A 26,687-nucleotide genomic window follows, 5' to 3' on the forward strand; every position below is an offset into this window, starting at 1 on the left:
GACCTGGCGACCCGGCCCCGCCGGGGGGCCAGGGCGGGGCAGACTGGGCCCATGATCGCCACGCTGTTCACCTCGGTCAACGGACTGCCGCTGCACCCGCTGGTCGTGCACGCGGTGGTCGTCCTGGTCCCGCTGGCGACGCTGGGCGCGGTCCTGGTCGCGGCCCGTCCCCGCTGGGCCCCCGGCTACGGCCCGCTCGTCGCGGTGGCCGCCGTGCTGGGCGCCGTGGCCGCGCTGGTGGCCCAGCAGGCCGGCGAGGCGCTCGAGGTGGCCATGGGCTACGCCGGGGACCCCTCACCCGAGCTGCTGACGCACGGCCGGCACGGGCTGTACGTGGTCAACCTGGGCATCGCCTTCGCGGTCGCCACGGTCGCGTCGGTGGTGCTGACCGGACGGCTCGGGGCGGGCACCCGCTGGCCGCGGGTGACGGCCTGGCTGGCGGCCGCGCTGGGCGTGGCGGCGACCGTGTTCACGGTGCTGGCCGGGGACACCGGCGCGGCCATGGTCTGGGGCTACGTCCTCGGCGAGCGCTGAGCCGCGGGGGCAGGCCCTCGCGTCCGGTCGAGCTCAGTCGCGGGCGACGACCGCCCGCACCTTGAACCAGCCCCAGACGGCCGTGGCCAGGAAGAGCACCACGCCGATCACCAGCAGCCAGAACAGGCCCTCGACGATCGCCCCGATCAGGGTCAACCCGAGCCAGAGGGCGAGCAGGACGATCAGCAGGACCTTCATGCCTGTCGACGGTAGGCCCCGCCGAGCACCCCCGCGACATCTCGGCCGAACGACCACAGCAGCGCGACGAGCGCCACCGCGCACGCCGCCACCGCCACCCCGGGCGGGACCCCGGGCACCACGGCCGCCAGCAGCGCCGGCCCCTGGACCCCGGCCACGACCCGGCGGGCCTGCGAGAACGGCAGCGGCTCGCGCAGGGCGGGCAGCAGCAGCGCCGCGACCGCCCAGGCGTAGCGCAGCAGCCCCGCGAGCAGCACCCAGGCACCGACGGCAGGCGCCGCCGCCAGCGACAGCACGAGGACGGCGGCCGCGTCGACCTCCATGTCGAAGCGCGCCCCGCGGGCGGTGACGAGCGTGCGGCGGGCGACCGCGCCGTCCACGGCGTCCAGCAGGAGCATGGGCACCGCGAGCGCGACGACCAGCCAGCCCCACGCCGTGGCCGCCCCGTCGGCGTCGACCGGGGCGAGGAGGCCGACCGGGCCGACCGGGCCGACCGGGCCGAACGGGGCCGGGCGCAGCAGCACCAGCAGCGCGACGACCCCGAGCAGGACGGCCCTGGCGAGCGTGACCCGGTCGGCCGGTGTCAGGCTCGCCCCGTGGACCGCAGCCCTCAGCACGAGCCCAGCCTGGCCCCCGCCGTCCTCGCCCGCTCGCTCTGGGTCGAGCGGCCAGGCGTGGCGGGGCTGCGCGAGGCACCGCTGCCCGCCCCCGGGCCGGGCGAGGTGCTGGTCCGGACCCGGTTCAGCGGGATCAGCCGGGGCACGGAGGGCTCGGTGCTCATGGGACGGGTTCCGCCCGAGCACGCCGCCCGGATGCGGGCCCCGTTCCAGCGGGGCGACCTGCCCGGCCCGGTCAGCTACGGCTACCTGGCCGTCGGCACGGTCGAGGCGGGACCGGACGACCTGCGGGGCCGCGACGTGTTCGTGCTGCACCCGCACCACGACCGCTTCGTCGTGCCGGTCGACGCCGTGCACCCGCTGCCGGGCTCGGTGCCCGCGCGCCGGGCGGTGCTGGCCGGCACGGTGGAGACCGCGCTCAACGTGGTGTGGGACGCCGGGGTCACCCTGGGCGACCGGGTCGCGGTGGTGGGGGCCGGTGCGGTGGGGGCCGCCGTGGCCCGGCTGGCCGCGCGGGTGCCGGGCACCCGGGTGGACCTCGTCGACCCGCAGCGGCAGCGGGCCGCGACCGCCTCGGTGCTGGGCGTGGGCTACCGGCACCCGGACGACCTGGCCGGGCCCGGGCACGTGGGCGGCCACGACGTGGTCGTGCACACCTCCGCGACGGCCGCGGGCCTGGCGCTGGCGCTGCGCCTGGCCCCGGACGACGGCGAGGTGGTCGAGGTGTCGTGGTTCGGCACCCGCTCCCCCGCCGTGCCGCTCGGCGAGGACGTGCACAGCCGGCGGGTCGGCATCCGCCCCAGCCAGGTCGGCGAGGTGGCCCGGGTCCGCCGGGACCGCCGCAGCCGGTCCGACCGGCTGGACCTGGCCCTGCGGCTGCTGACCGACCCCGCCTTCGACCACCTGCTCGGCGAGGACGTCCGCTTCGAGGACCTGCCCCGGCGGCTGCCGGGCCTGCTGGGCGTCGACGGGGCCGACGACGGGGCCGACGAGCTGGCCGGGCACCGCGGTGGCGACGGGCGCTGCGCCGTGGTGGCCTACGGGGCATGAGCAGCAGCCCCGACGCCCCGACCGGACCGACGAGCGGCACCGGGCACCCCGACCTGGAGCACGCCGTCGTCGAGCACGCCGTCACCGTCGAGGACTCGATGATGGTCGCCCACTCCCTGCCGGGCGAGGTCTTCGGTCCCGCGCAGGCGCTGCACGGGGCGACCTACGTCGTGCGCGCCACGTTCTGCCGGGACGCCCTGGACGGCGACGGCATCGTCGTGGACATCGGCGCCGCGGCCGCGCAGCTCGGTGAGGTGCTGTCCGACCTGACCTACACCAACCTCGACGACCACCCCGAGCTGACCGGGGTGGTGACGACCACCGAGGTGCTGGCCTCGTTCGTGGCCCGGCGGCTGCTGGGCCGCGCGGCCGCGGGCCTGCTGCGCGGCCGGGGCGACGACCTGACCGCGCTCAGGGTCGAGCTGGGCGAGAACCCCCGGGCCGCGGCGGCCGTCACGGTGCGGCTGCGCGAGCCCCGGCCGGGGGCGACCGGGTGGCCGTGGGCCTGACCGACGCGCCGCCCGCGTTCGTCGTCCCCGGTGACGTCACCGCCCCGACCGGGGGCAACGTCTGGGACCGGCAGGTCCGCGACACCTGGGCCGCTGCGGGCGAGGGGCCGGGCTGGCACCCGGTGCCGGGGGCCTGGCCCGTCCCGTCGCCCGCCGACGAGGCCCAGCTGGCCGCGGTGCTGGCCGGGCAGCCCGACGGGGCCTCGGTCCTCGTGGACGGGCTGGTGGCCTGCGGCGCGCCCGACGTCGTCGTGCCCGCCGCCGCCCGGCTCCGGCTGGGGGTGGTGGTCCACCTCCCGCTCGCGCTGGAGGGCGGCCTGGACGTCGCCGCGGCCGCCGCGCGCGACCACGCCGAGCGCCGGGTGCTGGCCGCGGCGGCCGTCGTCGTCGTCACCAGCAGGTGGACCGCGGACCGGCTCGCGCGGCACCCGCTGCGCCGGCCGCCGGTCGTCGCCGCCCCCGGCACCGCGCCCGCGGTCCTGCACCCCGACGCCACCGCCGCCGGGTGGCACCTGCTCTGCCTGGGCTCCGTGACCCCGCGCAAGGGCCAGCGACTGCTGCTGCAGGCCCTCGCGGGCCTCGTCCGGTCCGCCGTCCCCGACGGCGACCCGGGCTGGCGGCTGCAGGTGGTCGGGCCCCACCCCCGCGCCGACGAGGTCGCCGCGCTGCGCCGCGAGGTCGACGCGGCCGGCCTGGGCGGGCAGGTGGAGGTGACCGGCCCGCTGGTCGGGCCGGAGCTGGAGCAGCGGTGGCGCTGGGCAGACCTGCTGGTGGTCCCCTCGCTCGTGGAGACGTTCGGGATGGTGGTGACCGAGGCGCTGGCCCGCGGGCGACCCGTCCTCGCCACCACCGGCAGCGGCCTGAGCGAGGCGCTGGGTCGCACCGCCGACGGCCCGCCGGGGCTGCTCGTGCCGCCCGGTGAGCCCGTCGCGCTCGGCGGGGCGCTGCACCGATGGTTGACCGAGGAGCCGCTGCGCGCCGACCTGCGGGCCCGCGCCCGGGCCCGGGCGGGCACGCTGGGCGGGTGGGACGAGACCGCGGCCGCCGTCCGGGCGGCGTTCACGTGAACGTGCTGCCCGGGGCCGGCCCCACCGGGGACGGCGGCCCGCCCGGCGGCTCCTACGACACCCGCTGGCTGGACCTGCGCGCCGACGCCGACGACCGCGCGCGCTCGGCCGACCTGCTGCGGCGGCTGCTGGGCGACGTCGCCACCCTGGACCGACGCGGCCTGCACCTGCTCGACCTCGGCTGCGGCGCGGGCGCGATGCAGCGCTGGTGCGCCGAACGGCTGCCCGGCCCCGCCCGCTGGACCCTGGTCGACCCCGACCCGGCCCTGCTGACGGTCGCCGCCGACCGCGCCGGCGCCCCCCGGCCGGGGCGGGTGGTGGCCACCGTGGCGGACCTGGCCCCGGACCTGCTGGCCGACGTCGACGCCGTGGTCTGCTCGGCCCTGCTCGACGTGCTGCCGGTGCCGGACCTGCTGCACCTGGTGGCCGTGCTGGCCCGGACGCGCGTGCCCCTGCTCGCCGCTCTCACGGTGACGGGCGAGGTGCGGCTGCAGCCCGGGCACCCCGACGACGCCCGGGCGGGCCGCGCCGTGCACGCGACCGCCGCGGCCGACGGGGCCGCCGGGCCGGCCGCGCTGGAGCTGCTGCGCACCGCCGCGGGCCGGCACGGGGCCACGGTCGTCGAGCGGCGCACCCCGTGGCTGCTGGACCCCGCCACCGACGCCGACCTGCTGCGTGCCTGGGGCGACGGCTACCTGGCTGCGGCCCTGCAGCGGGACCAGGACCTGGTCACGTGGGCGGGCACCCGCCGGGCGGAGCTGGACCGGGGCGACCTGGTCGCGGCCGTGGAGCACGTGGACGTCCTGGTCCTGCCGGCATGAGCGGGCGCGTCCGGCTCGCGCTGCGCCTGGCGGCGAGTGTCGGCGCGCTGGCGGTGGTGGCCGTGGTCGTCGGGGAGCAGGCCGTGCGCGCGGGGACCGCCGTGCTGTCCCCCGTCCCCGTGCTGCTGGCGCTGCTGCTGGGCCTGCTCTGGCGCACGCTGGCCGCGACCCGCTGGCTGCTGCTGGCGCGGGCCCTGGGCGCGCCGCTGACGTTCACCGCCGCCGTGTCGGAGTACTTCCGCAGCGAGCTGGTCAACCAGGTGGTGCCGGGCGGCGTGGTAGGCGACGTCGACCGGGCCCGCCGGCACGGCAGCGACGTCGGCCTGCTGCGCGCGGCCCGCGCGGTGTTCCTCGAGCGGGCCACGGGCCAGCTGGTCCTCGTCGCCGCCACCGCCGTGACGCTGCTGGCCCGCCCCGAGCTGCTGCAGGTCTCCGACGGGGTGGACGGCCGCACCGTCACCGTGCTCGGCGTGGTGCTGGGGGCGCTGGTCGTGCTGGCGGTCGTGCTGTGGTCGCCGTGGCGCGGCCGGCGGCCGCCGCGGGCGCTGCTGCCGGCCCTGGTCGCGGCGACCGTCCTGTCGGTGGGGGTGCTGGCGTGCTTCGTCGTCCTGTTCCTGCTGGCGGCGGCCGCGACCGGGGCGGCACCGGCGCCGGCGGGGGTCCTGGTCCCCGCGGTGCTCGTCGTCCTGCTGGTCTCCGGCATCCCCCTGACCGTGGCCGGCTGGGGCGCCCGGGAGGCCGGCGCCGCGCTGTGCTTCGCCGCGGTGGGGCTGGCCTCGGCCGACGGGGTCGCGGCGGCCGTCGGCTACGGCCTGCTGTCGCTGGTGTCGGCGCTACCCGGTCTGCTCCCCCTGCTGCTGGCCCGCCGCCGGGCCACCGCGACGGGGATCGGGACCGGGGCCGGCGGCACGGAGGTCGAGGTCGAAGCAGACGTCGTCGCCCAGCCGGAACGCCCGTGACGGCGGCCTGACCGCGTCCCGGGCCAGCGCGGGACCGGGCACGCCGATGCCGGTGGTGCCGTCGGTGCCGAGCAGGACCGGAGCCACGCTCAGGTGCAGCCGGTCCAGCACCCCGGCCCGCAGGAACGCCGACACCGTCCGGCCGCCGCCCTCCACGAGCACGCGACCCAGCCCGAGGCCGGCCAGCGCGTCCAGCACCCCGGCCGGCGCGAAGCGGCCGTCGTCTCCGGTCGGCAGGACCAGCAGGCGCACCCCGGCCGGGACGTCGACCAGCCCGCCGGCCGCGGCCCGGCCCACCACCCAGGTGGCACCCGCCCCGTCGGCCAGCACCCGGGCCGTCCGGGGGCAGCGGGCCGACGGGTCCAGCACCACCCGGTGGGGGTCGTCGCCGCGGACGGCCCGCACCGTGAGCCGGGGGTCGTCGGACACCACCGTGCCCACCCCGACCACCACGGCGTCCACGTAGGCGCGCAGCTGGTGCAGGTGGGCCCGGTCGGCCTCCCCGGTGACGAACTCGGCGTCACCGGTGCGGGTCGCGATGCAGCCGTCGAGGCTCTGGCCGAGCTGGGCCACGGCGTAGCGGGGACCCCCCGCGCGCAGCGGCGCGTACAGCGCCGACCCGCCGGGGTCCGCCGGACCGACCGGCGACACCCCGGTCCGGTCCCGCGGGCCCCCCACCGGGCCAGCGACGTCGCCGACCGGATCGCCGCCCACGGCACTCACCGGTACATCCGCGGGACCAGGCCCAGCGCCTCGGCGGCGTCCAGACCGGTCAGGCGCAGCAGGTCGGTGACCAGCGACCGGGTCTGGGCGAGCACCGTCGCCCCGGACAGCCCCAGGGGCACCGACAGCGCGGAGGACCGCTCGGCCAGCGCCACCAGCTCCAGGCGCAACGACGCCTGCTGCGAGGCGTCGTCGTAGCCGGCCGCCAGGTGGTCCACGACCCCGGCCAGGTCCTGCACCAGGCGCAGCACGTCGTCCGGGATCGGGTCCTCCCGCTCCACGGCGACGTCGGCTCGTCGGACCAGGACGCGCGCGTTGCGCACCGCCAGGTCCAGCACGACGGCCGCGTCGGCGTCCAGCCGCGCGCGCCGCGAGCGGGTGCGTCGCAGCACGGACAGCGCCGCCGCGTCGCTGCGCTCCTCGGTCGCCTCGCGCAGCCGCGTCAGCGAGTACTCGGTCTCCCGGGCCCGCTGCAGCGTCCGGCGGGCCAGCGTGGTGTCCAGGGTCAGGTTGGCGGTGACGCTGTCGCGCAGCAGCGAGGCCAGCGTGCGGAGCACCTCGACCGCGTGCTCCCGCGGCCGTCGCAGCGGCCCGACCGGGGACAGGAACGCGATGAGCAGGGCCGTGCCACCGCCCACGACGGCGTCCAGCCAGCGGTCCAGGCCCTGGTCCGGGTCGGCGACCAGGGTGGTGACGATCGCGGCCTGCACCCCGGCCTGCATGACGATGAGCGCGCCCGCGTCCAGCAGCACCGCCAGGCTCATCGCCACCAGCACGGCCAGCACCAGGACCCAGACGCTGGGCCCGACCAGGGCCACCACGAGGTCACCCACCCCCACCCCGATCGCGACGCCGACCACGATCTCGGCGGTGCGGCGCCAGCGCTGCCGGTAGGACGCACCCAGGCCGATGATGGCCGCGGCCGGGGCGAAGAACGGCTGCTGGTGGCCCAGCACGGCCTCGGCGAACCAGTAGGCGATGCCGGCGGCCAGGGCCGACTGGACCAGCAGCGGGGCGGTCCGGCCGAGGCGCCGGACCCGCTCCGGGAGGACCCTGCCGCCGCTGCTCACGGGGTCATGGTCTCAGCCCCACGACCCCCCGGCCCGGGGTGCGTGGACCGTGACGACGGCCCGGTAGGGCACAATGGCTCCAGCGGCACGCCGATCTGGCGTGACCGACCGTCGTGGAGCACTGCACCGGCGCCGACGCAGAACGTGTGTCGCGAGAGCCGAGGTCGTTTGTCTGCGGCGCCCCGACGACGCCTGAGAGGCGACTTCTTCACGCATGCCTGAGACCCACCCGAACACCCCTGCCCTCGGATTCGCCGACCTCGGCGTCTCCGCCCCCCTCGTGCGCACCCTGGCCTCCCAGGGCATCGAGGCCCCCTTCCCGATCCAGGCCGCGACGCTGCCGGACTCCATGGCCGGGCGCGACGTCCTGGGCCGCGGCCGCACCGGCTCCGGCAAGACGCTGGCCTTCGCGCTGCCGATCGTCAGCCGGCTGCTGTCCGAGCGCGGCTCGGCCACCACGCCCAAGCGTCCCCGCGCCCTGGTCCTGGCCCCCACCCGCGAGCTGGCCACCCAGATCGCCGAGGTCCTCAAGCCCCTGGGCGAGACCAACGGCCTGTCCGTGACCACCGTCTTCGGCGGTGTCCCCCAGGGTCGTCAGACCCAGGCCCTGAGCCGCGGCGTCGACATCGTCATCGCCTGCCCCGGTCGCCTCGAGGACCTGATGGGCCAGCGCGAGGTCTTCCTCGACAAGGTCGCCATCACCGTCCTGGACGAGGCCGACCACATGGCCGACCTCGGCTTCCTGCCCGCCGTGACGCGGATCCTCGACGCCACGCCCACCGGCATCCAGCGGATGCTGTTCAGCGCCACGCTGGACAACGGCGTGGACCGCCTGGTCAAGCGCTACCTGCGCAACCCGCGCACCCACTCCGTCGACTCCGCCGAGTCGCCCGTGTCGACCATGACCCACCACGTGCTGTCGGTGACCGACCCGCACGCCAAGCAGGACGTCGTGCGCGAACTCGCCTCGGGCACCGGCCGCCGGGTGCTCTTCATGCGCACCAAGCACGCGGCCAAGAAGCTGGCCAAGCAGCTGACGATCTCCGGCATCCCCGCCGTCGACCTGCACGGCAACCTGACCCAGGGCGCCCGCCAGCGCAACCTGGCCGCGTTCTCCGGCGGCGAGGTCAACGTGCTCGTCGCGACCGACGTGGCCGCCCGCGGCATCCACGTGGACGACGTCGAGCTCGTCGTGCACGTCGACCCGCCGACCGAGCACAAGGCGTACCTGCACCGCTCGGGCCGCACCGCCCGTGCTGGCTCCGACGGCGTCGTGGTCACCCTGGTCCTGCCGGACCAGGAGCGTGAGGTCAAGACCCTGATGCGCCTGGCCAAGGTCAACGCCCGTGCCGACCGCGTCACCGCGGGCAGCCCGGTCGTCAGCGGCCTGGTCGGCGAGGTCGCGCCGCGCCGGGAGTACACCTCCCCGGCGGAGCGCATGGCCGCGCAGCAGGGCCAGACCGGCACGGGCCGCCGGGCCACCGCCCGTGCGCGTCGCGGCGGACCGGCCACGGGCGGCGGCAACGCGGCGACCGGCGGTCGCTCCGGCGCCCGCAGCGGCGGCTCCGGCCGTTCGGGCGGCGGCGCCGGCAGCGCGTCGGGCCACCCGGCGACCGGCTACCACGGCTCCCCCCGTCCCGGTGGCGGCCACCCCGGCGGCGGCACCGGCGGCACCGGCGGCTCGCGCCGTCGTGGTGGCTCCGGCCGCCCGGCCCGCACCCGCTGACCCGGCACACCTCGGCCCGCACCGCGGGCCACCCACGAGGGCCTCTCCCCACCGGGGATGGGCCCTCGCGGCGTCCCGGGCGGGCGCGGTGGCGTCAGCCGCGGCTGGGGAGCATGCGGGCCAGCCAGCCGACGAGCTCGGACGGGTTGCGGGACTGGGTCCAGACCGTGCCGGGGCCGCGGAAGTCGAACACCCAGCCCTCGCCGGACTTGGCCGTGGCCATCAGCCCGCGGCTGACCTTGCGCATCTGCGGCGCGACCCGGTCCTCGTAGGCCACCACGTGCCCGGAGTCGACGGTGAACCCGCCCCCCTCGGGCAGGTCGTGGCGGTCCAGCGCGCCGTAGCAGGACGCGATCACGGGCCCGGTGCCGGTGGCGCGCACCACGAACGCCCCCTCGCCCCCGAACAGGTTGGCCGTTCCGCCGAACTTGGTGTCCAGCTCCACGGTGGGCGCCGAGGCCAGCCAGCTGCCCTTGGTCAGCACCAGCGGCATCTGCGGGGTGCAGTCCAGCACCACGGCGTCGCCCGGCAGCTGCGCGGCCAGGTCGACCCAGCCGGGGTGCTCCGGGTGGGCCGTGAACGACGACACGTACAGCGACTCCCCGCCCAGCATGCTGCGGGACAGCGACTTCATGAAGCCGCCCTGCATCTGGGCGTCGACGGTCACCCCCCAGGAGTGGGCGGCCATGCAGCCGGACTCCCCCCGGAGCTGCTCCCCCGGGGCCAGCTCGACCCGGACGACGGCGAAGGACGGCTGGTGGCGCACGCTGATCTGCACGGTCCGACGCTACTGAGCCGGGCCGCCTCGCGCCACGGTCCGGTCAGGCCTCGAGGTCCAGGTCGAGGTCGACGTCCACGACGTCCACGTCGACCGGGCAGCGTCGGCCGAGCAGCTCGACCAGGGACGCGGCCGTGGCCTCCCGGGCCGCGGCGGCCACGGCCGGCACCGGGGCGCCGTACCGGGCCGCCACCTGCACCCGCAGCGACGACACCGCTTGGTCCTCGACCGCCACGGCCACGTCGAGCGGCCGGCAGGCCGGCACCGCGGTCACGGCGCGCCGCACCAGGTCCACGACCACCCGCTGGTCCACCCGCAGCGTGCCGGCGTCGGAGGTCGCCATCGTCAGCGGCCGGCCCGGACGGCTGACCGTGCGCAGCCGGCGCGTCACCCGGTCGGCGAGGTCCGGCCAGCCCGGCTCGGGCTCCCCCTGCAACGCCCGCGTCGCCCGGGCCAACGCGTCCGCCCCGGCCGCCGGCTCCCGTCCGACGGCGTCCGCCCTCGCAGCCGGCTCCCCTCCGACGGCGTCCGCCCTCGCCGCCGCGTCCCGGGCGGCGGTGGTCGTGCCGTCGTCCGGCCGCGGACCGTCGCCCGTCACGGTGTCCTCATGGTCGCCATCGCGCCATCCTCTCCTCCAGGGCCCGACGGGCGCGGAACAGCTGCCCGCGGACCGCGTCGGGCCCGATGCCCAGCACCTGGGCGATCTCGGCCTGGCTCAGGCCCTCCAGCTCGGCCAGCAGCCAGCACGCGCGCTGCCGGTACGGCAGCTCCGCGAGCGCCCGGTCCAGGGCCCGGGCCAGCTCGGTCGCGCTGGCCTGCTCCCAGGGGTCCGAGCCGGAGCCCGCCGGGCGCTGCCGGGCCACCTCGTCGTCGACGGGCACGGCCCGGCGCCGGCGCGACAGGTCGACCGCCTTGTGCGACGTGAGGCCGAACAACCACGTCCGCAGCGCCGAGTCGCCCCGGTAGCGGTCCAGGGAGCGCCAGGCCGCCACGAACGCGTCCTGCACCGCCTCCTCGGCGTCACCGGGGTCCGACAGCACGCGCCGGGCGTAGCGCAGCATGCCCGGACCGTGCAGGCGGACGATCTGCTCGAACGCGTCGCGGTCCCCCAGCGCGGCGGCGCGGGCCAGCACCACGTCGTCCTGCCGGGACCGGCTGCGGGCAGCCGCCGGGCCTCGGCCCGGTCCGCCGTCCAGCAGGCCCGTCACAGCACACACCCGACCACCGGCCCCCCTCCGGCGCAACGCGAACCGTGGGCCCCGACGCGCGCCGTCAGCACCCCGCTGCCACCCTGGACGCAGGTGTGACCCACGTCACCTCGAGAGCGCGTGCGGTTCTGCTCCCCCGACCCGACTCACCTGTGTCCGAACGTCTACACCCCCGAGAGGAACAGATATCCCATGGCCCAGCCCACGAAGTCCGCTGACACCACCACCGGCACCACCGGCTTCGGCACCGTGGCGACCGCCTCGTCCGCCCTGGACAGCTCGCAGGGCCGCACCACCATCGCCGACACCGTCGTGTCGAAGATCGCCGGCATCGCCGCCCGGGACGTCGTGGGCGTGCACTCCCTCGGTGGCGGGGCCACCCGGGCCGTCGCCGCGCTGCGCGACCGGATCCCCGGCGGGCGCACCAACTTCTCGCAGGGCGTCGCGGTCGAGGTCGGCGAGAAGCAGGCCGCCGTCGACGTCGACATCGTCGCCGAGTACGGCGTGTCCATCGCCGACCTGGCCGCGGGCATCCGCGAGAACGTCATCACGGCCGTCGAGCGCATGACCGGCCTGCAGGTGACCGAGGTCAACGTGGTCGTCCACGACGTGTTCGTCGACAACGGCGAGGACGACCTGGTCGAGGCCCCCGAGGTCGCGCGGGTCCAGTGAGCAGCCCCCGACCGCAGGCACCGGACGGCCTGGCCGCCCAGGCCGACCTCGTCGCGGCGACCGCCCTCGCGGTCCCCGGCGTCGTCGGCCTGCACGGCGGCGCGCTGGGCGAGGTCGCCGTCTACCTGCCGGGCCGTCGGGTCAGCGGGGTCCGGCTGCGGGACGGCCGCACACAGGTGCACGTCGTGCTCGCCCTCGGCGTGCCGGTCCGGGCCACCGCGGAGACCGTCCAGCGGGCGGTCGCCGCGGTCCGGCCCGGCCCGGTCGACGTCACGGTCGAGGACGTCGCCGACCCGACGCAGCCGGCGGTCGGGGCGTGAGGCGGCTGCTGCGGCTGCTGCCGCACCACCACGTCCAGCCCGTCGGGGCACCGGCCGACCCCGCGTCGCAAGCCCGGTACCGGGCCGATAGGCGCGCGGTGGCCCGGCGGCTGCACCCGGACCTCGGCGGCGACGTCGAGTCGTACCTGGCTGCCCTGGCCGAGGTCGACCGTCGTCACGGCCGCACCCCGGACCCGGGCCCGACCGCCACGGGCACGACCGCCGACCGCGGCACGTGGCGGGCCCGCCGCTCCGGGCTCCGGCGGCGCGCCAACCGCGCGGCCCGGGCCGCCCGGCAGCACCTGCCCCGGCGCGCGCCCGGCGCCCGCCGCTACGCCCGGCTGTGACGCCCACCCGACCCCCGACCGCCCGCACACCCCACCGGAGGACCACATGACCACCTCGCACATCGGCCTGCTGGCCGGCCTCCTGCTCGCCCTCGCCGCCACCACGGGCCAGTTCACCGGCTTCCTGCTCGCGCTGGTCCTCGGGGCCGTCGGCTACGTGCTGGGGGCCTGGCGCGACGGCGAGATCGACTCCGCGACGTTCCGCCGGGGCCGGCCGCGTGCGTGACGTCCTCGCCCCGCCGCGCGAGCGCGGCCACCTCGAGATCCGCCCCCGGGTGGTCGACACGGTGGGGCGCCGCGCGGCCCGGGGTGTCCCCGGGGTGGTCCGCGACAGCGTCGGCCGGATCGCCCGGCACGACCTACCCGGGGTGAGCAGCAGGGTCGAGGGCGGCCACGTCCGCCTGGACGTCGACCTGGCCGTGGCCTGGGGTCGCCCGCTGGCCGCGGTCTCCGCCGCCGTCCAGCGCGAGGTGGCGAACCGGGTGCGTGAGCTGACCGGGCTGGTCGTGGACGCCGTCGACGTCACGGTGGAGTCCGTCGTCGTCCCGCCGGAGCAGAGCGAGAGAGGACGGGTGACATGACCACCACCGACACGACCGGCGCACCGTCCGGCGGCGCACCGGCCGGGCCGGACGCCGCTGCGGCCGTGCCGCCGCACGAGGCCGTCCCCGCGGCGCGGGTGGCCGTCGGCACGCCGTCGGTCGCCGCGCTGGCCCTGCTGCTGTGCCTCGGCCTGGTCGGCCTGGGGGCCGTGCTGCTGCGCGAGCTGCTGGTCGGCCGCGAGGTCGCCGGCAGCGTGCTGGTGCCCGGCGAGCCCTGGCTCGCCCCGCTCCTCGCCTCGGCGACCGCCGTGGTCCAGGGCCGCGTGGCCGTCCTGGTCGGCGTCGTCGGGCTGGTGCTCGGCGCCCTGCTCGTGGGCTCCGCGCTGGCCGGCCGGCCTGCGCGGTCGGTCCGGCTCGGCTCGAGCAACCCGCTGGACGTGCCGGTGGACCTGGACGGGCGCGGTGTGGCGGCGATCGCCGCCGAGGCCGCGCTGGCCGACGACGAGGTCGGTACGTCCCGCGCCTCCGCCGGTCGACGCCGGGTCGTGGTCGACGTCAGCGTCGACCCGCGCGACAGCCACGACGAGGCCGCCCTCGCCGCCGACCTCACCCGCCGGGTGGGCGAGCGGCTGGAGGGCCTGCAGCCCCGGCCCCGGGTCCGGGTCCGGGTCCACGGGGCGGTGCCCCGGTGAGCCGCGGCGTCCTCGCCCTCGACCGGGTCGTCGTGCTGCTGCTGGGCGTGCTGGTGGTCCTCGGCTCGGCGTTCCTGGCCGTGTGGGGCCTGGGTCGCTGGCCCGGCAGCCCGGCCGAGGTCTCCCTGACCTGGTTCAACGGCGTGCCGGAGCACCCGTGGTGGCCGTGGGCCCTGGGCGTCGGCGGGGTCCTGGCCGTGCTCGTCGGGCTGCGTGCCGTCCTGGCCCACGCCCGTCGCGGCCGGGTCCGCACCGCGGGGCTGCGCGGCGCCGACGACGTGCCCGGCCGGGCCCGCGCGGACCTGGCGGCGGTGGTCGAGGCCGCTGCGGAGCAGCTGTCCCGCACGCCGTGGGTGGACAGCGCCCGGGGCCACGTCGTGCTCGACCGCGGCACCACCGTGCTCGAGCTCGTGGCCCACGTGGACGCCGCGGCCGACCTCGCCACGGTGCGGGCCGCGGTGGACCGCACCCGGGACCAGCTGGCCGTCGTGCTGCCGGCCGGCACCGTGCACCTGCGCGTGCGGCTCGACGTCCGTCGCAGCCGCGTCGAGAACTCGCGGGTCGCCTGAACGGCGGCCCGACCCCCGCCGCCCCGCCGGGGCGGCACCACGAGCAGAGTCCGGCACGGTGCCGGACCGTTCGGGCCACCGGCCCGAGGAAGGAGACCCTGATGGGACTCGGTGACAAGATCAAGAACACCGCGGAGGACCTGGCCGGCAAGGCCAAGGAGACCACCGGCAAGGTGACCGGCAACGAGCAGCTCGAGGCCGAGGGCAAGGCCGACCAGTCCAAGGCCGACCTGAAGCAGGCCGGCGAGAACGTCAAGGACGCCTTCCGCCAGGACTGAGCCGACGCACCCACGAGGGCGGGGACCGGCCCGGCGCGAACCTGCGCCGGGCCCGGCCCCGCCCTCGTCCGTGCGGTGGGTCCGTGCGGTGGGTCCGTGCGGTGGGCCCGTGCGGTGGGCAGCGACCGGTGGCGCCCCGGGGGGCGTTCCTGCGCTCCGGGTCAGCCGACCTCGGTGCCGGCGTCCGCGGCGGCCAGGCTCAGACCGACGTGCAGCCGGAACGCCCCGGGCTCCAGCTGCCACGAGCCGGTCGACACGTCCCAGTGCTCGAGGGCCCGACGGGCCACCGGCACGGTCGCCGTCACGGTCTGGCCGGGCGTCACGTCGACCGGCACGAACCCGACCAGCCAGCGCGGCACCCGGTCCACGGCGGTGTCGGCCCGCGAGGCGTAGACCTGAACGACGTGCCGTCCGGAACGGCGCCCGGTGCAGGTGACGGGCACGGACACCGCCAGGCCGGAGGCGGCCTCGCCGGTCACCGACACCTCGCCCAGCTCGACGCTCGAGTACCCCAGCCCGTGGCCGAACCCGAACAGCGGCGGCGCCGCGTCCTCGCCCCGCCGGTACCCGATCCGCAGGCCCTCGGCGTAGTCGAGCACGCCGTCCACCGGGCGGGTGGACGGCAGCCCGTCGGCCGAGGCCGGCCAGGAGACGGGCAGCCGGCCGCCCGGCTCCCGCGCCCCGAGCAGGACGTCGCTCAGCGCGTTGCCGAACTCCTGGCCCGGGAACCACGTGAGCAGGACGGCGGGGACCTCGTCGGCCCACGGCAGCAGGACGGGGGCGCCGGAGTTGACGACCACCACGGTGCGCGGGTTGGCCGCCACCACCCGGCGGACCAGGTCGTCCTGCCGGCCGGGCAGCGCGAGGGTCTCGCGGTCGAAGCCCTCGCTCTCGACCTCGGCGGTCGTGCCGACCACGACCACGGCCACGTCGGCCGCGGCCGCAGCCGCCACCGCCTGTTCCAGCAGGTCCTCGTCGGGCACCTGCACCGGGGCCAGGAGCAGCTTGAACGTCATCGTGGCCGTGTCGACGTCGCCGAAGCCGTCGGCGGACACGGGCTCGTGCCGCAGGCCGAGCTCGACGGTGGTCCCGGCCCGCAGCTCCACCTCGGCGACCTGCATGGGCGGGCGCATCATGCCCTCGATCGGGTCGGCGCCCTCCGGCAGCCGGACCACCGAGTCGAGGACGGTCCGCCCGTCCACCGTCAGCACGAACGGCCCGACCCCGGCCACCCCGACGTCGTAGCGGCCGTCGACCGGGACCTCCACCCGGGCGGTCAGGGACACGCTCGCGACGTCGCTCACCGTCACCCCGTCGGCGATGGTCCCCAGGTACATCAGGGAGCCCGCGTGCCGGGTCTCGCGGTGCAGCTCGGTGCCGTCGGCGGCCAGGAACCGCACCTCGGCCCCACCCCGGAGCCACTCCACGGGCAGCGGGGCCGTGCGGTCGGTGCTGTTGACGGCCACGTGGTGGCTGACCTCGACGTCGGCGCCGAGCACCCGCCGCAGCCCCTCGAGCGGCCCGACGGTGTAGGCGGGGAAGACCGTGGCGCTGCCGCCGCCCATCAGCCGCCCGGTGGCGGAGTCCGGCCCGATCAGGGCGACGCGGCTCAGGTCCTCGCGCCGCAGCGGCAGCAGGTCACCCTCGTTGCGGGCCAGCACGAACCCGGCCGCGGCGGCGGAGCGGAGCTCGCCGGCCACCCGGTCGGCGGGCCACGGCTCGGGCACCGGGGCGAACGTGCCCTCCAGGGCCCCGACCCGCTGGGCCAGCAGCAGCAGCCGGTGGACCTTGTCGCGCACGGCGGCCGCGTCGACCCGGCCGGCCTCGACCGCCTCGACCAGGGCGTCGCCCCAGGGCCCGCGCGGCCCGGGCATGGCCAGGTCCAGGCCGCCGGCGCCCGCGGCCTCCGTGGACCGGGTGGCGAACCAGTCCGACACCACGACGCCGTCGAAGCCCCACTCGCCCTTGAGCACGTCGACCAGCAGCGGGCTCTCGGTCATCGTGGTGCCGTCGACGGAGTTGTAGGCGGCCATGACGGCCCACGGCCGGGCGTGGGCCAGCACGTGCTCGAAGGGCGCCAGGTACAGCTCGCGCAGCGTCCGGGGGTCCGCGCGGACGTCGACGCTGAACCGGTCGGTCTCGGAGTCGTTGGCCACGAAGTGCTTGACGGTGGCCGCGACGCCCTGGGACTGCACGCCGCGCACGTAGGCCGTGGCGATGACGGCGGTCAGCAGGGGGTCCTCGCTGAGGCACTCGAAGTGCCGGCCGCCGAACGGGGTGCGGTGCAGGTTGATGGTGGGGGCCAGGAGGACGTCCACGCCCTTGGCGCGCGCCTCCGCGGCCAGCAGCCGCCCGAGGCGCTCGATCCGGGCCGGGTCCCAGGTGGCGGCCAGGGCCGTGGGCGACGGCGTGCTGGCCGAGGGGTCGCGCTCGTCCCAGGCCTCGCCGCGAACCCCGGCCGGCCCGTCGGAGGTCACCATGCGCCGCAGCCCGACCGCGGGCTCGGGGTGCAGGGCCCAGAAGTCGGCCCCGGTGAGCAGCCTGACCTGCTGGCGCAGATCGAGCCGGTCGACCAGCTCGTCCAGGTCCGGGTCCTCCGCCAGGTCGCCCGGCTGGGGGTCGGGGACCGTGATCCCGGGGGCGTCCTCGGGTCCGAGCCGGGTGCTGGTGCCGTGGGCCTGAGGTGCCTCGGGGGCGCTGCCGTCGCTCATGCCTGATGTCTACCGCGCCCGGCCGGGTGGGGCGAACGTCCGCCCGACCGGACCCGGTGGACCGGACCTCAGTGAGAGGTGGGGGGCGGGGTGGTGCCGGGTCGGGCGGCACCGCCCTGGCCGCCGCCCCGGTTGCGGAAGGACTGCACGGCGTCCTTGATCTTCTGCTGGTTGTGCGGCTTGCGGGCCTCGTTCACGACCTTGACGGCGATCCCGCTCTTCAGCGCCTTGCTCAGGAAACCCATGGCTGGGGGATACCCCGTCCGGGGCCTCACCACACCCCGGGCTAGACGAACTCGACCCGCAGGGTGGCGGTGGTGGGTCGGGACTGGCACATGAGCCGCAGGCCGCGCGCCAGCTCGTCCGGCTCCAGGGCGTAGTTGACGTCCATCTCGACCTCGCCGTCGACCACCCGCGCCCGGCAGGTACCGCAGACCCCGCCGCGGCAGGCGTACGGGGCGTCGGCGCGGACCCGGAGCACGGCGTCCAGCACCGTCTCCTGCTCGCCGTCGACCTCGACGCTACTGCGCCGGCCGTTGAGCGTCACCTCGGCGGTCGTGGTGGCCGCGGCGGTGGCGGGGCGGGGCCGGCGGGCCACGGGCTCGGCGTGGAACAGCTCGACGTGCACCCGCGACCGGTCCACGCCTAGGTCGTCGACCAGGGTGTCGCGGGCGGTGGTGACCATCTCCAGCGGGCCGCACAGGAACCAGTCGTCCACGTCGGGGACGTCCACCAGCGCCCCGGCGATCCCCAGCAGCCGGTCCCGGTCCAGGCGCCCGCTGAGCAGCTCGGACTCCTGCTCCTCGCGTGACAGCACGTTGAGCAGCCGGAACCGGGCGCCGTAGCGGTCGCGCAGGTCGAACAGGTCCTCCGCGAACATGACGTCGCGGGCCGACCGGTTGCCGAACAGCAGCGTCACGCGGCTGCCCGGCTCGGCCGAGAGCACCGCCCGCGCGATCCCGAGGACGGGGGTGATGCCGCTGCCGGCCACGACGCCGGCCACGTGGCGGGTGCGCGAGGGGTCGACGTCCAGGCCGAAGCTCCCTCCGGGCGGCGCCACCTGGAGCACGTCGCCGGGGGCCAGGCCGGCGGTGGCGTAGCGGCTGAACACGCCCTCGGGGACCGCCTTGACGCCCACGGTGATCTGGTCGGCCCCGGGCTCGCCGCACAGCGAGTACGTCCGGCGGACGTCGACGCCGTCGAGCTCGGCCCGCACCGTGACGTGCTGGCCGGGCCGGGCGGCGAACGTCGCGCGCAGCACGGCGGGGACCGCGAACGACACCGCGACGGCCTCGTCGGTGAGGGGCTCCACCCGGGTCACCCGCAGGGCGTGGAACCCCGAGGCGGCGGCGTCCGGGTCGGCGTCGACGGCCGGAGCGGACGTGGCCGGGGTGGGCGTGGTCGTGACGGGGCTGGTGGTGCTCACGCTCAGAACTCCTTGAAGTGGTCGAAGGGCTCGCGGCAGGCGGTGCAGCGCCACAGCGACTTGCAGGCCGTGGAGGCGAACCGGGCCAGTTCCTCGGTGCGGTCCGACCCGCAGCGCGGGCACGCCGGGGCCGGGGTGCCGTCGGTGCCCCCCAGCCCGGGCCGGTAGCCCAGCTCCAGCGCGACGGGCCCGCCGGCGGGCCGGGGTCCGGGCGGGGCGATGCCGTACTCGGTCAGCTTGCGCCGGCCCTCGGCGCTCATCCAGTCGGTGGTCCAGACCGGGTGGTGGACCAGGTGCACGGCCACCCGGGGGACCCCCTCGCGGGCGAGCGCCGCCCCCACGTCGGCCCGGATCTCGTCCATGGCGGGGCAGCCGGAGTAGGTGGGGGTGATGTCGACGTGGACCGTGCCGTCGGCCTCGACCCGCACGTCGCGCAGGATGCCGAGGTCGGCGATGGTCAGCACCGGGATCTCCGGGTCGGTCACCTGCTCGAGCACGCGCAGCGCCTGCTCGCGGTCCAGCGTCGCCACGGGGGTCGGTCCTACCAGCTCGCGCCGGGGTGCGAGCGGGCCACGTGCTGCAGCTCCGCCAGCAGGTAGCCCAGGTGCTCGGTGTGCAGGCCGCGTCGTCCGCCCGTCGGCGCCCACGACGTGCTCGGCCGCTCCAGGCCGGCGTCGGCCAGCACGGCGTCCAGGGTGCTGTCCCACCGCTGCCGCAGCGGCTCCTGGGCCGGGGCGACGCCCGCGGCCACGCAGCGGTCCAGGACGGCGTCGGACTCGAACAGCTCGGCGGCGTAGGGCCAGACCTGGGCCAGGCCGGCCTCGACCCGGGCCCGCGACTCGGCGGTGCCGTCGCCGAGGCGCACGACCCAGCTGGCCGCGTGGTCCAGGTGGTAGCGCGACTCCTTGGCGGCCTTGCCGGCCACGGCGGCCAGCGTGGGCTCCGTCGACGACGCCAGGGCCGCGTACATCGGCACCTGGTAGGCGCTGACCAGCAGCTGGCGGGCCATCGTGCGACCGAAGTCGCCGTTGGGCAGCTCCATCAGCTGGGCGTTGACGAACTCCCGCTCGTCGCGCCGGTAGGCCAGGTCGTCCTCGTCCCGGCCGGTGCCGTCCAGGGTGCCGACGTGGCCCAGCAGGGTCCGCGCCTGACCGAGCAGGTCCAGGCCGATGTTGAGCAGGGCCACGTCCTCCTCGATGGTGGGCCCGCGCGCCGCCCACTCGCCGAGGCGCTGGGCCAGGACCAGGGCGTCGTCGCCCAGGCGCAGCGCGTAGGCGGCCACGTCGGCGGCCGGGGCGTCCCCGCTCACAGGTTCTGCACCTCGTCGGGCACCGTGTAGAAGGTCGGGTGCCGGTAGGGCTTGTCACCGGCGGGGTCGAAGAACGCGTCCTTCTCGTCCGGGCTGCTGGCGGTCACGTCGTCGGAGCGGACGACCCAGATGCTGACGCCCTCCTGCCGGCGGGTGTAGACGTCGCGGGCGTGGCGCAGCGCCATGTGCGCGTCGGGCGCGTGCAGGCTCCCGGCGTGGGTGTGCGACAGCCCGCGACGGCTGCGGACGAACACCTCCCACAGCGGCTCGCGGTCGGTGGGGGCGACCCCGCTCACGCGACCCGCTCCGTCCCCGCGTCCGCCCCGACGTGCACCGCCGCGGCACCCGGCGTCGAGTGGTCCGCCGCAGCGGCACCCTGCGTCGGGACGGCCCGCTTGGCGGCGTGCGCGGCGGAAGCCTCGCGGACCCAGGCGCCCTCCTCGTGGGCGGTGCGGCGGAACTCGACGCGCTGGCGGTTGCAGGGCCCGTCGCCCTTGACCACGCGCATGAACTCGTCCCAGTCCGGCGTGCCGAAGTCGTAGTGCCCGGTCTCCTCGTTCCAGCGCAGCTCCGGGTCCGGGATCGTCAGACCGAGGAAATGGGCCTGCGGCGCCGTGGCGTCGACGAACCGCTGCCGCAGCTCGTCGTTGCTGAACCGCTTGATGCCCCAGGCCATCGACTGCGCGCTGTTGGGCGAGGCGTCGTCGGGCGGGCCGAACATCATGAGCGAGGGCCACCAGTACCGGTCGAGCGCGTCCTGGGCCATGGCCTTCTGCGCCTCGGTGCCGCGGGCCAGGGTGAGCATGCCCTCGAAGCCCTGCCGCTGGTGGAAGGACTCCTCCTTGCAGACCCGGATCATCGCGCGGGCGTACGGGCCGTACGAGCAGCGCGACAGCGGCACCTGGTTCATGATCGCCGCACCGTCGACCAGCCACCCGATGGCCACGGTGTCGGCCCAGGTCAGCGTGGGGTAGTTGAAGATCGTGGAGTACTTCTGCCGGCCCTCGTGCAGGGCGTCCAGCAGGTCGGCCCGGTCGGCGCCCAGGGTCTCGGCGGCGGAGTACAGGTAGAGCCCGTGGCCAGCCTCGTCCTGCACCTTGGCGTACAGGATCGCCTTGCGCCGCAGGCTGGGGGCCCGCGTGATCCAGTTGCCCTCCGGCTGCATGCCGATGATCTCGGAGTGGGCGTGCTGAGCGATCTGGCGCACCAGCGTCCGGCGGTAGGCCTCAGGCATGGCGTCGCGGGGCTCGACGCGCCCGTCGTCGGCGATCACGGCGTCGAAGCGCGCCTGGTCCTGAACGCTCAGCTGCCCGTCGGTGGTGGTGGTCATCGTCGTCCTCCTCATTAACCGACCGCTCGTTCGGTAATCATGGTCCGCCTCGTCGCCGCCGGTGTCAAGAGCAGCCTGACCGGACAGGGGCGACGCTAGACCCCCGACGCCGCGGCGCCGCTGACCTCAGCGCCCCCGGTGCAACGGCGGGGAGCCGGCAAGGCCGGCCGTGCCCCGCATGCCGGCCACCAGGTCGGCGAACGCCCCGACGGCGTCGCGGTCAGGACGCCAGCCGAGCTCCGAGCGCACCCGGGTGGTGTCCATCAGCGGGGTCCACAGCCCCATGTCGAACCAGCCGGGGTCCGTGGGCTGCAGCCGCAGGGCCCACGAGGCGTGCACGAGCGCGCGCAGCGCACCGGCCGGGGCGGGGACGGCGCGGCGCGCCCCCAGGGCCCGCGCCAGCTCGTCGGGGCCGAGATCCGGCTCCCCGGCCACGTTCAGCCCGCCGCCGGGACGGGCGTGCACGGCCAGCCGGAACGCCTCGGCCAGGTCGGCGGCGTGCACGACCTGCGTGCGCAGCCGCGGCGGGACCGGCAGCACCGGCGGGGTCAGCGGCCCGACCGCCCACCGGGGCAGCAGCGGGCCGCCGAAGTAGCGGGCGATCTCGACCCCGGCGTCGTGCTGCATCACCAGCGCCGGTCGGACCCGGGTGACGCCCAGCCCGGCGTCCGCGGCCTCGACGTCGTCCAGCAGCCGCTCGGCCGCGGCCTTCTGGCGGCTGTAGACCGAGCCGGCGATGCCTCCGGTCGGCCAGCCCTCGTCGACCCGCCGGTCCTTGGGCCCGGGGCTGTAGGCCCCCACGCTGCTGGTGTGCACCAGGTGCGGCACCCGGGCCGTCCGCAACGCCTGGACCACGGTCAGCAGGCCGCCCAGGTTGGTGCGGGCCAGCCCGGCCTCGTCGCGCCCGGGCTGGATCTTCCAGGCCAGGTGGACCGCGACGTCGCAGCCGCGGGCGGCGGCCGCGAGCCCGTCCCGGCTGCCCGGCTCGGCCAGGTCGCAGGTGTGCCAGGTCACCTGCGACCAGGGCGCGAGCGTCGTGTCCGGACGGCGCCGGACCACCCCGACCACCTCGTCCACCCCGGGGTCGGCCACCAGGGCCCGCACCAGGGCCGATCCCACGTTGCCGGTCGCCCCGGTCACCATCACCCGCATCCGGCCAGCCTCGCGGGGACGGCCGACGGGCGCACCTGCTCGTCGAGGCGCCCACCCGACCTCGGCGCCGTCAGGGACCTAGGGCCTACCCTCACCGACCTCCCGTCCGGTAGACATACGCCACCACCGCGGTCCTGCCCATGGGCAGGGGACCCCCTGCGGGCCACGGTCAGCCTCGGGAGGGCGAGATGACGACCACCGACCCGATGCGAGGGCGAGGACGACCGGCGCGGCACAGCCTCGACGAGCTCGTCGAGATCGTCGCCACCCAGTTCATCGAGCGCGGCTACGACGCCACCTCCATGGAGGACCTGGCCCGCGCCACCGGCCTGACCAAGGCCGCGCTCTACCACCACGTGTCGGGCAAGGAGCAGTTCCTGCGCCTGGCCGTCTCGCGCGGCATCGACCTGCTGGACCAGGCCGTGACCGAGGCCGAGGAGCTCGACGCCCCCGCGGTGCAGCGGCTGGAGCGCGTGGTCCGCCGCAGCGTCGAGGTGCTGGTCGACAACCTGCCCTACGTCACGCTGCTGCTGCGCGTGCGGGGCAACACCGCGACCGAGCTGTGGGCCCTGGAGCGGCGCCGCGAGCTCGACGCCCGCACCGCCGCACTGACGGCCAAGGCCGCTGCGGACGGCGACATCGACCCCGACGTGGACCCCGGCCTGGCCACCCGGCTGCTGTTCGGCGCGGTCAACTCGGTGACGGAGTGGTACCGCCCGGGTGGCGACCTCGACGGGGCCCGGATCGCCGACACGCTGTCGCGGATGCTGGTCGACGGGCTGCGCCCACGCCGGTGACCCGGACGCTTGACGGCCGCGGCGCCGCGGCGTTTGACTACCTTCCCGACCAACCGGTCGGAAAATGTGCCCGAGCGCCCAGGAGGACGTCGTGACGCTGCCGCGCGACCCGCAGGCGCTGGTCGTGGGGGTCGTGGGCGCCGGCACCATGGGCGCCGGGATCGCCCAGGTCGCCGCCGTGGCCGGGCACCCGACGCTGCTGCTCGACGTCCGGCCCGGCGCGGCCGCCGAGGCCGTCGAGCAGGTGGTGGCCCGGCTGCGCCGCTCGGCCGCCAAGGGGCGGCTGACGGACGAGCAGGTGCAGGCGGTGACCGACCGGCTGCGGGCGGTCGGCACCGTCGAGGAGCTCGCCGGCTGCGGGCTGGTGGTGGAGGCCGTGGTCGAGGACCTGGCCGTCAAGCACGACCTGCTGCACCGGCTCGAGTCGGTCGTCGCCGTGGGCTCCGTGCTGGCCTCCAACACCTCGTCCCTGTCGGTCAGCGACCTGGCCGCCCCCCTGCACCGGCCGGAGCGGGTGGCGGGCCTGCACTTCTTCAACCCGGCCCCGCTCATGCGCCTGGTCGAGGTGGTCCGGGGCGAGCGGACGTCCGAGGCGGTCGTCGAGGCCCTCGTCGACCTGGCCGACCGATGGGGCAAGGTGCCCGTCCGGTGCAGCTCGACACCCGGCTTCGTCGTGAACCGGGTGGCGCGGCCGTTCTACGGCGAGGCGTTCCGGCTGCTGGCCGGGCAGGGCGCCGAGGCCCCCGGCGGCGGCCCGGGGCCCGGCACGCTGACCGCGGCCACCGCCGACGCCCTGCTGCGCGAGGCCGGCGGCTTCCCGATGGGCCCGCTGGAGCTGACCGACCTGATCGGCCAGGACGTCAACGCCGCGGTCAACCGCAGCGTCTGGCAGGCCACGGACCAGGACCCGCGGTACGAGCCGTCGCCCGTGCAGGACGCCCTGGTCGCCGCCGGTGACCTGGGACGCAAGAGCGGTCGCGGCTTCTACCGGCACGGCCCCGACCAGCCCGCGCCCGCCCCCGCCACCGTCGAGCCGGGTGACGCCGGCGCCGTGCGGTGGGAGCCCGACGCCGCCCTGGCCCCGCTGCTCGCCCGGGCCGACGGGCACCGACCGACCGGGGCGGGCACGACGGTCGTGCTGCGGGTCACGGACGGGCGGACGGCGGAGCAGGTCGAGGCCGGCACCGGCCGTCCCACCCTGCTGCTCGACGCGGTCCGCGACCTCACCACCTGCCGCCGCGTCGGGGTGGTCGCCTCCCCCGGCTGCCCGCCGGGCACGGCCGAGGCGCTGGCCGCACTGCTCGACCCGGCCGGCGTGGCCGTCTCGCCGCTGCCGGACACCCCCGGCCTGGTCGTGGCCCGCACCGCCGCCGCGCTGGTCAACGCCGGCCACGACGCCGTCGAGGCCGGCGTGGCCACGGCCGCGGACGTCGACCTGGCGATGGAGCACGGCGCCGGGCACCCGCAGGGTCCGCTCGGCTGGGGCCGGACCCTCGGTGAGGGCTGGGCCGTCGGCGTGCTCGACGCCCTGGCCGTGCTCGAGCCGGGCGGCCGCTACCGGGTCAGCCCCACGCTGCGCGCCCACGCCATGCTGGCGCGCGACCGGGTGTCGGCGGGCTACGGCGTCGAGCTGGTGGCCGCGGGCGAGGGCCACGGCGTCGTCCGCGTGACGGTCTCCGAGGCGATGCTCAACGGCTTCGGCATCCTGCACGGCGGCATGGTCTGTGTCGTGGCCGACACGGCGCTGGCCGTGGCGTGCAACAGCCGCGGCGCCCTGACCGTCGGTGCGGGCCTGGACGTGTCGTGGCTGTCGGCCGGGCACCTCGGCGACGTGCTGACCGCGAACGCCGTCGAGCGCGCCCGCTTCGGCGGGGGCCTGCGCAACGGCCTGTACGACATCACCGTCACCCGCGCCGACGGCACGCTGGTGGCCGAGGTCCGCGGCCGGACCCGCACGGTCGGCCGAGCCCCTGGCGCACCGACGGTCGCAGCAGCACCGTCCCCCGCAGCCACACCGTCCCCCGCAGCCACACCCGAGGAGCAGTCATGAGCGAGGCGTTCCTGGTCGACGGCGTCCGGACCCCGATCGGGCGCTACGGCGGCGCCCTGGCGTCGGTACGACCGGACGACCTGGCCGCGCACGTCATCACCGCCCTGCGCGAGCGGCAGCCCGCCGTCGACTGGGACGCCGTCGACGAGGTCGTGCTGGGCTGCGCCAACCAGGCCGGCGAGGACAACCGCGACGTCGCCCGGATGGCGGTCCTGCTGTCGGGGCTGCCGGTGACCACCCCCGGCATCACCGTCAACCGGTTGTGCGCGTCCGGGGCCGACGCCGTCGCCGTCGGGGCCCGGCAGGTCCGCGCGGGCGAGGCCGACCTGGTGGTCGTCGGCGGGGTCGAGTCGATGTCGCGGGCCCCGTTCGTCATGGGCAAGGCCGAGACCGCCTTCGACCGCCGGGCCGAGCTGTACGACACGACGATCGGCTGGCGCTTCGTCAACGACCGGCTGGCCGAGGAGTACGGCACGGACGCCATGGGCGAGACGGCCGAGAACGTCGCCGAGGACCACGGCGTCTCCCGCGAGGACCAGGACGCCTTCGCCCTGCGCAGCCAGCAGCGCACGGCCGCCGCACAGGCCGACGGCTGGTTCGCCGGTGAGATCGCCCCGGTCCCCGTGCCGCAGCGCCGGGGTGACCCGGTGGTCGTCGACGTCGACGAGCACCCGCGGGCCGCCACCACCGCCGAGACCCTGGCGAAGCTGCGGCCCGCCTTCCGCACCGGCGGCAGCGTGACGGCGGGCAACGCGTCGGGGGTCAACGACGGCGCCGCGGCGCTGCTGCTGGCCTCCGCCGACGCCGTCGAGCGGTACGGCCTGACCCCGCTGGCGCGGGTCACGGGCGCCGCGAGCGCGGGCGTCCCACCCCGGGTGATGGGCATCGGTCCCGTCCCCGCGGTGCAGAAGCTGCTGGGCCGCGCCGGCCTGGCGGTCGGCGACGTCGACCTGGTCGAGCTCAACGAGGCGTTCGCGTCGCAGGCGCTCGCGGTGCTGCGCGGCCTCGGGATCGCCGACGACGCCGAGCACGTCAACCCGCACGGCGGCGCCATCGCGCTGGGCCACCCGCTCGGCATGAGCGGCGCCCGGCTGACCCTGACCGCGGCCCGCGCGCTCGAGCAGCGCGACGCCCGCCGCGCCGTCGTCACCATGTGCGTCGGGGTCGGGCAGGGCGTCGCCCTGCTGCTCGAACGCTGAGGCCCGCGCGCCCTGTTTCTTCCTGTCCGCCGC

General features: G+C 76.9%; 32 protein-coding genes and 1 pseudogene. 18 read left to right on the top strand and 15 right to left on the bottom strand.

The annotated features are described in order from the left end of the window. The first annotated feature begins 51 nt into the window (after positions 1-51). Positions 52-534 (top strand): DUF2231 domain-containing protein, encoded by a 483-nt coding sequence (locus tag SJY06_RS19620; protein WP_380169222.1) that lies wholly within the window; start codon positions 52-54, stop codon positions 532-534. A gap of 33 nt (positions 535-567) precedes the next feature. On the opposite strand, the gene SJY06_RS19625 is transcribed toward SJY06_RS19620, so the two are convergent. Both SJY06_RS19625 and SJY06_RS19630 read right to left on the bottom strand, forming a co-directional pair. Then, positions 568-732, bottom strand: coding sequence for a hypothetical protein (locus SJY06_RS19625; RefSeq protein ID WP_380169223.1), 165 nt, complete (start codon positions 730-732; stop codon positions 568-570). Next, a complete protein-coding gene (locus SJY06_RS19630; protein ID WP_380169224.1) occupies positions 729-1,349 on the bottom strand; it encodes a CDP-alcohol phosphatidyltransferase family protein in 621 nt (206 codons plus the stop codon). The genes SJY06_RS19625 and SJY06_RS19630 overlap by 4 nt, the downstream gene beginning before the upstream one ends. Between SJY06_RS19630 and SJY06_RS19635 the strand changes: the two genes are divergently transcribed. From SJY06_RS19635 to SJY06_RS19655, 5 genes and pseudogenes are all read left to right on the top strand, one after another. Further along, a complete protein-coding gene (locus SJY06_RS19635; RefSeq protein WP_380169225.1) occupies positions 1,329-2,399 on the top strand; it encodes a dehydrogenase in 1,071 nt (356 codons plus the stop codon). The two genes, SJY06_RS19630 and SJY06_RS19635, sit on opposite strands and share 21 nt — an antisense overlap. Beyond that, positions 2,396-2,908, top strand: a complete 513-nt coding sequence (locus tag SJY06_RS19640) for a 6-pyruvoyl tetrahydropterin synthase family protein (RefSeq protein ID WP_380169226.1) — start codon at positions 2,396-2,398, stop codon at positions 2,906-2,908. Before SJY06_RS19635 ends, SJY06_RS19640 begins: the two co-directional genes overlap by 4 nt. Beyond that, positions 2,899-3,975 carry a glycosyltransferase family 4 protein gene (locus SJY06_RS19645; RefSeq protein WP_380169227.1) on the top strand — a complete coding sequence of 359 codons (1,077 nt, stop codon included), beginning with the start codon at positions 2,899-2,901 and terminating at the stop codon, positions 3,973-3,975. Before SJY06_RS19640 ends, SJY06_RS19645 begins: the two co-directional genes overlap by 10 nt. Continuing rightward, a complete protein-coding gene (locus SJY06_RS19650; protein WP_380169228.1) occupies positions 3,972-4,796 on the top strand; it encodes a class I SAM-dependent methyltransferase in 825 nt (274 codons plus the stop codon). Before SJY06_RS19645 ends, SJY06_RS19650 begins: the two co-directional genes overlap by 4 nt. Continuing rightward, a pseudogene (locus SJY06_RS19655) lies at positions 4,793-5,578 on the top strand (lysylphosphatidylglycerol synthase domain-containing protein); the annotation flags it as partial. The gene SJY06_RS19650 and the pseudogene SJY06_RS19655, both read left to right, overlap by 4 nt. Before the next feature lie 51 nt (positions 5,579-5,629). On the opposite strand, the gene SJY06_RS19660 reads toward SJY06_RS19655, so the two are convergent. Beyond that, on the bottom strand, positions 5,630-6,478 hold the full coding sequence (locus SJY06_RS19660) for a RibD family protein (RefSeq protein ID WP_380169229.1): 849 nt from the start codon (positions 6,476-6,478) through the stop codon (positions 5,630-5,632). Continuing rightward, the gene (locus tag SJY06_RS19665; RefSeq protein WP_380169230.1) at positions 6,475-7,548 is read right to left on the bottom strand and encodes an aromatic acid exporter family protein; all 1,074 of its coding nucleotides are present in this window, start codon (positions 7,546-7,548) and stop codon (positions 6,475-6,477) included. The genes SJY06_RS19660 and SJY06_RS19665 overlap by 4 nt, the downstream gene beginning before the upstream one ends. A gap of 214 nt (positions 7,549-7,762) precedes the next feature. On the opposite strand from SJY06_RS19665, the gene SJY06_RS19670 reads away from it, so the two are divergent. Continuing rightward, positions 7,763-9,274: a DEAD/DEAH box helicase gene (locus tag SJY06_RS19670; RefSeq protein ID WP_380169231.1), complete on the top strand. Its 1,512-nt coding sequence runs from the start codon at positions 7,763-7,765 to the stop codon at positions 9,272-9,274. Between the two features lie 94 nt (positions 9,275-9,368). Here the strand turns inward: SJY06_RS19670 and SJY06_RS19675 are convergent, their stop codons facing one another. Genes SJY06_RS19675 through SJY06_RS19685 form a run of 3 tightly spaced genes read right to left on the bottom strand, consistent with a single transcriptional unit; the run spans position 9,369 to position 11,260 of the window. Beyond that, complete coding sequence (locus SJY06_RS19675) at positions 9,369-10,052, bottom strand: TIGR00266 family protein (protein WP_380169232.1); 684 nt, start codon at positions 10,050-10,052, stop codon at positions 9,369-9,371. A 43-nt stretch (positions 10,053-10,095) separates the two neighbouring features. After that, positions 10,096-10,650 carry a hypothetical protein gene (locus tag SJY06_RS19680; RefSeq protein WP_380169233.1) on the bottom strand — a complete coding sequence of 185 codons (555 nt, stop codon included), beginning with the start codon at positions 10,648-10,650 and terminating at the stop codon, positions 10,096-10,098. 7 nt (positions 10,651-10,657) lie between these two features. Then, on the bottom strand, positions 10,658-11,260 hold the full coding sequence (locus SJY06_RS19685) for an RNA polymerase sigma factor (RefSeq protein ID WP_380169234.1): 603 nt from the start codon (positions 11,258-11,260) through the stop codon (positions 10,658-10,660). Between the two features lie 192 nt (positions 11,261-11,452). Between SJY06_RS19685 and SJY06_RS19690 the strand changes: the two genes are divergently transcribed. The 8 genes from SJY06_RS19690 (at position 11,453) to SJY06_RS19725 (ending at position 14,680) form a co-directional block, all read left to right on the top strand. After that, complete coding sequence (locus SJY06_RS19690; RefSeq protein WP_380169235.1) at positions 11,453-11,932, top strand: Asp23/Gls24 family envelope stress response protein; 480 nt, start codon at positions 11,453-11,455, stop codon at positions 11,930-11,932. Beyond that, the gene (locus SJY06_RS19695; protein WP_380169236.1) at positions 11,929-12,252 is read left to right on the top strand and encodes a hypothetical protein; all 324 of its coding nucleotides are present in this window, start codon (positions 11,929-11,931) and stop codon (positions 12,250-12,252) included. Before SJY06_RS19690 ends, SJY06_RS19695 begins: the two co-directional genes overlap by 4 nt. Beyond that, complete coding sequence (locus SJY06_RS19700; RefSeq protein ID WP_380169237.1) at positions 12,249-12,599, top strand: hypothetical protein; 351 nt, start codon at positions 12,249-12,251, stop codon at positions 12,597-12,599. Before SJY06_RS19695 ends, SJY06_RS19700 begins: the two co-directional genes overlap by 4 nt. Before the next feature lie 46 nt (positions 12,600-12,645). Next, positions 12,646-12,825, top strand: a complete 180-nt coding sequence (locus SJY06_RS19705; RefSeq protein WP_380169238.1) for a hypothetical protein — start codon at positions 12,646-12,648, stop codon at positions 12,823-12,825. Beyond that, on the top strand, positions 12,818-13,180 hold the full coding sequence (locus SJY06_RS19710) for an Asp23/Gls24 family envelope stress response protein (RefSeq protein ID WP_380169239.1): 363 nt from the start codon (positions 12,818-12,820) through the stop codon (positions 13,178-13,180). The genes SJY06_RS19705 and SJY06_RS19710 overlap by 8 nt, the downstream gene beginning before the upstream one ends. Beyond that, positions 13,177-13,833 carry a hypothetical protein gene (locus SJY06_RS19715; RefSeq protein WP_380169240.1) on the top strand — a complete coding sequence of 219 codons (657 nt, stop codon included), beginning with the start codon at positions 13,177-13,179 and terminating at the stop codon, positions 13,831-13,833. Before SJY06_RS19710 ends, SJY06_RS19715 begins: the two co-directional genes overlap by 4 nt. Beyond that, positions 13,830-14,402: a hypothetical protein gene (locus SJY06_RS19720; RefSeq protein ID WP_380169241.1), complete on the top strand. Its 573-nt coding sequence runs from the start codon at positions 13,830-13,832 to the stop codon at positions 14,400-14,402. The genes SJY06_RS19715 and SJY06_RS19720 overlap by 4 nt, the downstream gene beginning before the upstream one ends. A 101-nt stretch (positions 14,403-14,503) precedes the next feature. After that, a complete protein-coding gene (locus tag SJY06_RS19725; RefSeq protein ID WP_380169242.1) occupies positions 14,504-14,680 on the top strand; it encodes a CsbD family protein in 177 nt (58 codons plus the stop codon). Positions 14,681-14,841: 161 nt separating this feature from the next. Here SJY06_RS19725 and SJY06_RS19730 read toward each other — a convergent pair whose 3' ends face one another. The 8 genes from SJY06_RS19730 to SJY06_RS19765 all read right to left on the bottom strand — a co-directional run bounded on the left by SJY06_RS19730 (position 14,842) and on the right by SJY06_RS19765 (position 22,608). Next, positions 14,842-17,391, bottom strand: a complete 2,550-nt coding sequence (locus SJY06_RS19730) for a beta-glucosidase (RefSeq protein ID WP_380169243.1) — start codon at positions 17,389-17,391, stop codon at positions 14,842-14,844. Between the two features lie 68 nt (positions 17,392-17,459). Continuing rightward, positions 17,460-17,636 carry a hypothetical protein gene (locus SJY06_RS19735; protein WP_380169244.1) on the bottom strand — a complete coding sequence of 59 codons (177 nt, stop codon included), beginning with the start codon at positions 17,634-17,636 and terminating at the stop codon, positions 17,460-17,462. Positions 17,637-17,677: 41 nt separating this feature from the next. After that, positions 17,678-18,817: a 2Fe-2S iron-sulfur cluster-binding protein gene (locus SJY06_RS19740; RefSeq protein WP_380169245.1), complete on the bottom strand. Its 1,140-nt coding sequence runs from the start codon at positions 18,815-18,817 to the stop codon at positions 17,678-17,680. Between the two features lie 2 nt (positions 18,818-18,819). Further along, positions 18,820-19,347, bottom strand: a complete 528-nt coding sequence (gene paaD, locus SJY06_RS19745) for a 1,2-phenylacetyl-CoA epoxidase subunit PaaD (protein WP_380169246.1) — start codon at positions 19,345-19,347, stop codon at positions 18,820-18,822. 11 nt (positions 19,348-19,358) lie between these two features. Beyond that, positions 19,359-20,126: a 1,2-phenylacetyl-CoA epoxidase subunit PaaC gene (gene paaC, locus SJY06_RS19750; protein ID WP_380169247.1), complete on the bottom strand. Its 768-nt coding sequence runs from the start codon at positions 20,124-20,126 to the stop codon at positions 19,359-19,361. Then, positions 20,123-20,422, bottom strand: a complete 300-nt coding sequence (paaB, locus tag SJY06_RS19755; RefSeq protein ID WP_380169248.1) for a 1,2-phenylacetyl-CoA epoxidase subunit PaaB — start codon at positions 20,420-20,422, stop codon at positions 20,123-20,125. Before paaB ends, paaC begins: the two co-directional genes overlap by 4 nt. After that, a complete protein-coding gene (gene paaA, locus SJY06_RS19760) occupies positions 20,419-21,456 on the bottom strand; it encodes a 1,2-phenylacetyl-CoA epoxidase subunit PaaA (RefSeq protein WP_380169249.1) in 1,038 nt (345 codons plus the stop codon). Before paaA ends, paaB begins: the two co-directional genes overlap by 4 nt. Positions 21,457-21,582: 126 nt before the next feature. Next, positions 21,583-22,608 carry an NAD-dependent epimerase/dehydratase family protein gene (locus SJY06_RS19765; protein WP_380169250.1) on the bottom strand — a complete coding sequence of 342 codons (1,026 nt, stop codon included), beginning with the start codon at positions 22,606-22,608 and terminating at the stop codon, positions 21,583-21,585. Positions 22,609-22,796: 188 nt separating this feature from the next. Between SJY06_RS19765 and SJY06_RS19770 the strand changes: the two genes are divergently transcribed. The 3 genes from SJY06_RS19770 (at position 22,797) to pcaF (ending at position 26,654) form a co-directional block, all read left to right on the top strand. After that, positions 22,797-23,405: a TetR/AcrR family transcriptional regulator gene (locus SJY06_RS19770; protein ID WP_380169251.1), complete on the top strand. Its 609-nt coding sequence runs from the start codon at positions 22,797-22,799 to the stop codon at positions 23,403-23,405. Positions 23,406-23,496: 91 nt separating this feature from the next. Continuing rightward, entirely contained in the window at positions 23,497-25,455 is a 1,959-nt protein-coding gene (locus tag SJY06_RS19775) for a 3-hydroxyacyl-CoA dehydrogenase (RefSeq protein WP_380169252.1), read from the top strand. Beyond that, positions 25,452-26,654: a 3-oxoadipyl-CoA thiolase gene (pcaF, locus tag SJY06_RS19780; RefSeq protein WP_380169253.1), complete on the top strand. Its 1,203-nt coding sequence runs from the start codon at positions 25,452-25,454 to the stop codon at positions 26,652-26,654. The genes SJY06_RS19775 and pcaF overlap by 4 nt, the downstream gene beginning before the upstream one ends. Positions 26,655-26,687 lie beyond the last annotated feature (33 nt).

The organism is Jannaschia sp. R86511, from assembly GCF_042466345.1.
In the GTDB taxonomy this organism is placed as follows: Bacteria; Actinomycetota; Actinomycetes; order Actinomycetales; family JBBAYJ01; genus Aquipuribacter.